The 7632-nt window shown below is 64.6% G+C and carries 6 protein-coding genes; 2 read left to right on the plus strand and 4 right to left on the minus strand.

What is annotated here, in order from left to right:
* Nucleotides 1-342 precede the first annotated feature (342 nt).
* On the plus strand, nucleotides 343-912 hold the full coding sequence (locus tag GY725_12930; protein ID MCP4005091.1) for a hypothetical protein: 570 nt from the start codon (nucleotides 343-345) through the stop codon (nucleotides 910-912).
* A gap of 272 nt (nucleotides 913-1184) precedes the next feature.
* Nucleotides 1185-2375 carry a glycosyltransferase gene (locus GY725_12935; GenBank protein ID MCP4005092.1) on the plus strand — a complete coding sequence of 397 codons (1191 nt, stop codon included), beginning with the start codon at nucleotides 1185-1187 and terminating at the stop codon, nucleotides 2373-2375.
* Between the two features lies 1 nt (nucleotide 2376).
* Here GY725_12935 and GY725_12940 read toward each other — a convergent pair whose 3' ends face one another.
* The 4 genes from GY725_12940 to GY725_12955 all read right to left on the minus strand — a co-directional run bounded on the left by GY725_12940 (nucleotide 2377) and on the right by GY725_12955 (nucleotide 7471).
* On the minus strand, nucleotides 2377-3996 hold the full coding sequence (locus GY725_12940) for a hypothetical protein (protein MCP4005093.1): 1620 nt from the start codon (nucleotides 3994-3996) through the stop codon (nucleotides 2377-2379).
* Between the two features lie 2 nt (nucleotides 3997-3998).
* The gene (locus GY725_12945; GenBank protein MCP4005094.1) at nucleotides 3999-5066 is read right to left on the minus strand and encodes a glycosyltransferase family 4 protein; all 1068 of its coding nucleotides are present in this window, start codon (nucleotides 5064-5066) and stop codon (nucleotides 3999-4001) included.
* Nucleotides 5063-6421 (minus strand): oligosaccharide flippase family protein, encoded by a 1359-nt coding sequence (locus GY725_12950; protein ID MCP4005095.1) that lies wholly within the window; start codon nucleotides 6419-6421, stop codon nucleotides 5063-5065. The genes GY725_12945 and GY725_12950 overlap by 4 nt, the downstream gene beginning before the upstream one ends.
* Before the next feature lie 174 nt (nucleotides 6422-6595).
* Nucleotides 6596-7471, minus strand: a complete 876-nt coding sequence (locus tag GY725_12955; protein ID MCP4005096.1) for a hypothetical protein — start codon at nucleotides 7469-7471, stop codon at nucleotides 6596-6598.
* Nucleotides 7472-7632 lie beyond the last annotated feature (161 nt).

The following is a 7632-nucleotide window of genomic DNA, read 5'->3' on the forward strand; positions in this document are numbered from 1 at the left end:
ACCGAACCCCCAGCGCTCCCGCCGCCGTTCGCTCCTCGAGCAGCCGATCTCCCGACCACACAAAGTCCGTTCGAGAGCCCCCAGATTCCCCGACTGCCGGCTCTCAACAGCCGAAAATGGATGGTCTTATTAGGGAGACAGGGGTGCTATACTTCCTATACGCCAGTCCCCCAGCGAACTTGGCGCGCTCGCGTCGCAGAAGCTCGACGAGATTGCGGCCAAGATCCGGGACCTGAAGCACATGCAGAAGGCACTGCGCAATGCCCTGGAAACCTGTCTCTGCGCCGGTGACCTGTCGAAGTGCGACATCCTCGCGGGGCTCGAAGATTGAGGAGCAACCAGATGAACGAATGCGATAGCGAGGTAAAGTGCACGCTGCCCGAAGATCAGCTCGCGCAACGCAAGCGGGAACTGCGCAGCGGCCTCGCCAGGTGCATTGAAGCTGCGCAGTACCTGAGCGACGGCCTCGCGCTGCGCTTCGCCGAGTCCAGCGAAATGCGGGCGGAGCTGGCACGCTTCATCGAGTTCGAACAGAGCTGCTGTGGCTTTGCCCGGTTTTCGCTGCAAACCGATGCTGCCCAGGACGCGTTGTGGCTCGAGGTTCGCGGTCCCTCCGGCACGTCGGACTTCGCAAAGCAGCTGGTGCCACCCAAGATCGCGATCGCACTGGTCGATCCTGCAGCCCCGGGGTCGTTGGTGAAGCTGGGCCTGGCCGGTGCGGCCAGCGCCTTGTTCGCGATCGTGTGTTGCGCCACTCCAATGCTCGTACTGGGGATGAGTGCTATCGGATTCTCCGCTGCAACGGCGAGTGTCGCGCTCGGCATCGACTTGCTCGCGCTTCCGCTCTTGATTGCATCCGCCGTGCTGCTGGTCGTAGGTCTGCGACGGCGTCGCGCAACGTCACACGTCTGACCGGAGCCGCGGCGCCTCGCCCTCGCGGGTGTTCACCGCAATCCCCCCCGGATGGCCGGGACGGTCCGAAAAAACAACGCAGAGTGTTCGCCATCCGGGAACTCCCGGTGCCTCCTGGATCTTCGCCCGACTTTGTCGCCGCACCTCGCTGTTGATCCGCCCGTCACTGCGCTATTTCGCCATGGCTATGGTCGCCGCTTCGAGCGGTGAGATACAACCAGTGCCAGGGGGCGAAGACTCTTGAACCGTCGGATCAGCCAGCGGAAATTCTGATGCGCGTACTGATGTTGTGCCCGCGCTTCCCCGTGATTTCGGAAACCTTCATCATCGAGCACGCGCGCTCGCTCGGAAGCGAACTCGTGGGCATCATCGCCACGACGGTGGACCAGCAGTTGCTGTGCCAGTTCTCTGACCTGCCATCGGTCGCCGAACTCGCGCCCGACCCGCCGCAAGGCGGCTTCTGGAACGCGCCCCGGCTCAAGGCGCGCTGGCGCGAACAGCGTCGGGCACCTGGCGGTGGGCCTTCCTGGTCACCGGACGTTCAAGATCGGCTGCTCGAACACATCCGCGCGTTGGACCCCGATGTCATCTTCGTCGAGTTCGGCACCATCGCCGCGTGGGCGTTCCCCGCCCTCCAGCGTTCGGGCGTTCCGTTCATCGTGCGCTTTCACGGAGTCGACGCGTCTGCAACGCTCGAGAACGAGTCGTATCGCGAAAGCCTCCGACACGTTCTGCCAGCCGCCCAGGGCGTGCTGGTCGTGAGCCAGGCCATGCGCCACCGGCTCTCCGAATTGGCACGCTCGGTTCACTTCGAGGTCAACGCCTGTGGTGTGGACGTTCCCGCCGTACTGCCGCAATGCCACGCCGACACTTTGTCATGTCGATTGCTGATCGTGGGCCGGATGACCGGCAAGAAGGCACCGCTGCGCTCACTCGAGGCTGCCGTTCTCGCGCGCAGCCAGACCCGGACTCCCCTGCGCCTGGAAGTAATCGGCTCGGGCCCACTCGATGCGCAGGTAGAAGACTTTGTTAGCAGCCAGGGTCTGAGCGACTGGGTGTTCGTACACGGCGCGCAGCCACACGAGCAAGTCTTTCGCTTCATGCGCGATGCCGACGTGTTCCTGCAGCACTCCGTGGTGGCCGAAAACGGAGATCGCGAAGGCAGTCCGGTCGCGGTCATGGAAGCCGCAGCGGCCGCCGTGCCGGTGGTCGCAACCCGGCACGAGGGCCTGGTGGATATCGTGGTCGATGGAGAAACCGGCTTCCTGGTCGAGGAACACGACGTGGAAGCAATGGCCGATCGCATCTCGATGCTGGCCAGCGATCCCGAACTTCGGCTCGCCATGGGCCAGCAGGCCTGGGAGCGCGCCGATCAGCACTTCCGCAGCGAGCGCGCGAACCAGCGCATCCGCGCAATGCTCAAGGCCGCAGTCGAAAAGGGCAGGCAGCCGCAGGGCGGCTGAGCTACGGACGCGAGATCCCGCCCCATTCGAAGACCATCAGTCCCGTGTCCTTCGGCAGATCGACTCGACGCGTGCTGGCGACGAGTTCATCTGCAAAGCCCTCGGGAACCAGGAATGGAATGCGCCAACGGCGGACTTCCATCACGACCAGCCCGCTGCGGTGCTGGGCCATCAGTCTGCGCAGCGAATCGGCGCTTGCGATCACGGGCCGGCCGGTCTTGGCATCGATCCCGAATTCTCCCCCGGTATCGGTCTCCTTCGTGAGCGTGGCACTCACGTCGTAGTCCATCCGTCCGAGATAGAACAAGGACTTCACGCCCGCAGAAGTCAGCACGACTTCCGCCTGCTCGGCAAGAGGCGCGAGCAGCGGCGCGGCTCGTTCCCAGTCCGCAAAGCCGCGATAGCGGTAGTCCGGCCACTGCGCATCCGTCAGAACCAACATCTTCAAGCCGTCGCGCGAAACGGGATTGGTCACCACGACGAACCCGAGCACCGCCGCACTCACGCCCCGGGAAAGCCAGCGGATCGCTGTGCTCGGCAGATCGGCTCCGAGTACGGATCGCACCGCTTCGCGCGCCAGCTGTTGCAGGACGGGCAAAGTCTCGGAGATGGCGATGCCCGCGAGGGCGAAGAAAAATGGCATCGCCGGGAACAGATATCGATGTGCCTTGGATGCGGCCAAGGAGGACGCCACGAGACCGATGCCGAAAACGGATACGCATAACAAAGTGAAATCGCGTGTGCGACGCAGCGCCACTAGCGTCACAACCGGCAGCAACGGCCAGAGCGTGGGATAGTTGTGCGTCAAGATACGATCGTAGACCCGTCGATCGTTCGCGTAATGCTCGGCCCAGCCCGGCGCATGACGAAAGAGCGCCCAACTGTCGTCCAGCACACCGGAGGCAACCACTGCAGCGAACAGCATCGCGCCAGCGACGAACAACCCTGCGATCAGCCATGCGCGGCCCGCGGCCAACTGGCTGAGAAGGATGGGCAGACCCAGCACCAGGCCTGCGAACACCACAAGACCGAGAGTTCCGATCTGTGTCAGCGGCTGAAGCTCGTTGGCGAACACCAGGAACGCAACCAGCAGCAACGCTCGCAACGCCTGATGTGGCCATGTACTCGGGCGCGCCAGCATGCGGTACAGCAGGAACGCTGCGAGCGCGAACAACAGCGCCTGAAGCGTGTAGAAGCGCACGATCTGCGACAAGTAGATGCAGACTGGATAGGTCGCGAGCAGCGACGCCGCGATCCAACCAGCGCGACGCCCGGCGGCGTCCGCCGTCATCTTGAACAACAAGGCCACCAGGCCCGCACCGGCGAGTGCAGCCGGAATTCGTGCAGCAACCAGACTGGTATCGCCCGGGGTCAAGAACCACGAGATCAGACGCGTGAACGCCCAGGCGCGCGGGTAGCTTCCGTCGGCGATACGAAAGGTGCCCTCCGCGAGCCACGAGCGCGCCGCGAGCATGTGGTACAGCTCGTCCCACTGCGGCGTGTGGTCCAGATAACTCGCGAACATCGCCAGGGCCACGCCAAAGGTGAGTGCAGTTTCCCACGCATAAGCAGGTGGATTGCGTAGCGTTCCTTGTGCGCCGATGTCATTCGCAGCCGACATGGTCAGGCATTCTCGGGTGCAATCGCCTTCGACGCAACACTCGCCTCTGCGCGCACGCGCCCGATAGCGTCGATCGCGATGCGCGCCGCCTGCTCCCACTGGCAGTTCTGCTCCAGCCAGTTCGCGTTCCGCCGACCCAGGGCGGGCCCGTCTTGATGCGACAACTCCAGAAGCGCACGCTCCAGATCGCCCGCGCGTCCCGGCTCGAACAACGGATTTCCGGTTTCGCGCAGCACCTCACCCACGTTCCCCACGTCGGGGCCCAACACGGGTAGCGAGAAGGTAAAGCCCAGGAACACGTTGCCGCTGTTCAGGCACTCGTACCGCGGAATCAAGACGGCATCTGCAGCCTTGACCAGCCGATCGACCTGCTCGGGTTCGAAGGGGCCCGCTCGATGCTCGAATCGATCGCCGGCACGGCGCACCGCAAGCCAGAAACCCGGGCGCTCGCGCCGTCGCACACGCGGAAGCTGTCCCGCGACCAGCACCCGCCAGCCCTTCACGCGCGCCGCTCGCAGGGCCAACATGTACTCGCGCGATTCGCGTACCTGACCAAACACCAGCAGCACCCGAGCGTCGGGCGCGATGCCCAACGACGCACGCGCGCTCTCGCGCGTGTGCTCGCCCAGCAGATCCCAGTATCCGCCGTGCCGGAACACAGACGTGACAATGGGTTCTGCCGCGGGAAATTCCGCGCGAACTCGTTCGACCGAACGGTGGCCGTGGTGCAGATGCACCTGGGCGTGCCTGGCAGTCAGCTCGTACAGCGCGCGAAATCCCGGATCGTCGGGCATCCCGTGTCGATGCGTGTTGTGCACGGTCCAAACCAGCACTCCTTGCCGTGCACTCGCCTGCAGCCACGCGCCGATGCGCTCCACGTCGTCTGCTGACGGCCGTTGATAGTCGGTGAGCTGCTCCGGCCAGTGGATCCAGGTGATGGGCGCGAGCGAGTCCGGGTTCGGGGGGAACGCGTACTCCACGGTCCAACCCTCCTCGGCCAGCGCCTCGCCCAGGAGTTCCAGATAGCTGTTGATACCCGGCTTTTGCGGGATGACGACGCGAACACTCATCCAAAAAGAGATCCCAACCAGGGTCGTACAATCAGGGCGACTACCATGCCCAGCGCTGCAAGCAGGACAAAGCGCAGCTCCTGGCGCAGCGAGAACACGCGCCAGCGAACGAGCCCTGCACTGATGATCAGCGAGGCCGGCAGATCATAGCTTGCGATCGCCCAGATGGTGGCATGCAGTCCTCCCAGGTACATCGCCAAGGGGACGCAGCAGGCCAGCCACAACGCCTGCGACAGGTTCGCCCAGAACATGTACTGCGGCTTGCCGAGTGCCACCAGGCACATGGCACCCGGCCCCCCGACGGCCGCGAGCACCAGCCGCAGCGCCAGGATGCGAACCATCCAACCGGCGTCCGAATAACGAGGGTCGTACAGCACGTTCACGATCGAATCGCCCCCGGCGACCAGCACCATGGCGATCGACAGCCCCAAAAACTCGAGGGCGCGCCTGGCCCGGTAGTAGATGGGACTCAGCCGGGAGGGCTCTTCGCGCACGATCTGGCTCAGTGCCGGCAGGACCACGCGCGAGCGGAGCGCACCGATGATGCTGGACGCGGCGTTGGTCATCACGATGGCAAGCGAGTAGATGCCCAACGCCGGAAGCGACATCAGCGCGCCGAGCAACAGCACGTCCCCCCGGCTCGAAAGGAAGTTGGTGGCGCTGCTCAGGAGGATCCAGCGACCGAAGCCCAGCAACTCGCGCGCGGCTGTCGGATCCCAGGCAAAGCGATCGGTCGCTCCCGGAATGGCCAGGTGACTCAACAGAGTCTTGCTGGTGCTGCCAACCAGAGTGCCGGCGACCAGGGCCCAGACGCTCGGACTCCACAGCGCGTAGCCGATCATCAGTCCGATGCCGGTGGCCTGAGCGCCAAGTTCGATCGCCGTCAGCCGACCGAGCACGAGCTTGCGGTTGAGGGTAAACAATCGCGTCGAAGCAAAGCCGTCGATCACCGCCGTAAGCGCCACCACTGGCAGCAGGCTGCGCAGATCCGGTGCCGCGTAGAAGGCTGCAAGCGGAAAGGCCAGCGCCGAAGCGACCGCCCAGAGCACGAAACCGCGGCCGACCTGCACGCTCCACAAGGTGTGAACGAAGGCTTCGTCGTCTCTTTGGCTCTGCACGATGCTCGCTCGGATGCCCAGGTCCGACATCATCTGCAGCCCGTAGACGGTCACGTTCACGAGCGCCATGACGCCGAACGCCTCCGGAACCAGCAGCCGGGTCAGAATCAAATTGCCCACGAGCCGCAGACCCTGAGAGCCGAAGCTTCCGCTCAGCGTGATCGCGGACGCCAGCCGTACGCGCGCACCCAGACCGGGCGGCGTGACGGAGGTGTCTGCCGTGACTCTCGAACTCAATCGCTATCGCCCTTCCGTTGCGCGCGCGACCGCTGACGTGCGCTGTCGCAGGTGCAGCTCGGGTCGCAGGGTTCGCGGCAACATGGGCCAAGTATGCCAACCTGGTGCGAGCGCGCCCCATTTCCAACGTATCGGCGGAAGGGCCAGACTCTAGGAGTGGGGAAGCTCTGGACGTCAGTAGGGAAAGTCGATCAGGTCGTCGAGCTTGTCCTGCACCTCTCGCAGCTGCGTCAGGTTCTGCTGAATCGTCTCGCGTGGCGCCCTCGCCCGCTCTACGTAGTAGGCGTGGTAGTCGAGCATGAAGCGCGCGGTGAAGAGCCTGGGCCGGTATACGATCTCGTACGGGTAGTAGCGCTCACGCAGTTGCTGGCTCTCCTCGATCTTGGCGCGCGCACGGCCGGGGATGAACACCATGCGAGCGAGGTCGGGGTGCGGAAGCGCGCGGGTGTCTTCGATCAGTTGTTCCAGGGACTCGAGCAACTGAAACACCGTGCGCGCTCGGTCATCTTCGCCATCGACGTCTCCGTCACCGTCGAAATCTCCCGGCAGACCGCTGTCGACTTCGAGCGCACCGATCTCGCAGCGGCCATTCAACGGCCGCACCTGGCCCCGCTGATCCTCGCCCACCTCGGCCAGGCACACATCCTCGGGAATGACATCGAGCACCGGACTGTCTTCGAGTGGCTTGTGCGTCAAGGTCGCGCCGCCGTTGTCCGCCAGCGGGCCTAGAAGCGGGTCGACCCTTCCCTCGATTTCGCCTACCAGATCGCTTGGAAGCGCTTCGAAATCGCAGTCGCTCGCGTCGCCAATCAAGTTGTACCCGCGACTCGTGAAGGAGCCGTCGCAGTCGGGCGCGCGCAAAGGAGCGCTGTTGTTCGCGATCACAGAGCCCCAGACGACTCCCTGCCCCCAGAGTCCACCGCCACTTCGCCCCGGTGACTCCACGCGATTGTTCACGATCGTCGACGACTGGATCACGAGCCCCAGGCCCGTAATCGCACCGCCAAGATCTCCGTTGGCGACGTTCTCCGAGAACGTCGAATTGATCACGAGATTCAGGTACCCGAGGATCGTCTCCGCAATCCTGCGCCATCTGGGCCTCTCAGCCCGCGCCCCGCCGATCTCCCCGGCCCGCCCGGCACCAGAACCCGAGCCCGACTTCTGGCCCGACGAGCCTGCTTGAGCACCGCCTGCTCACCTCCGGCCCCCCA

The organism is bacterium, assembly GCA_024226335.1.
Classification (GTDB): domain Bacteria; phylum Myxococcota_A; class UBA9160; order SZUA-336; family SZUA-336; genus JAAELY01.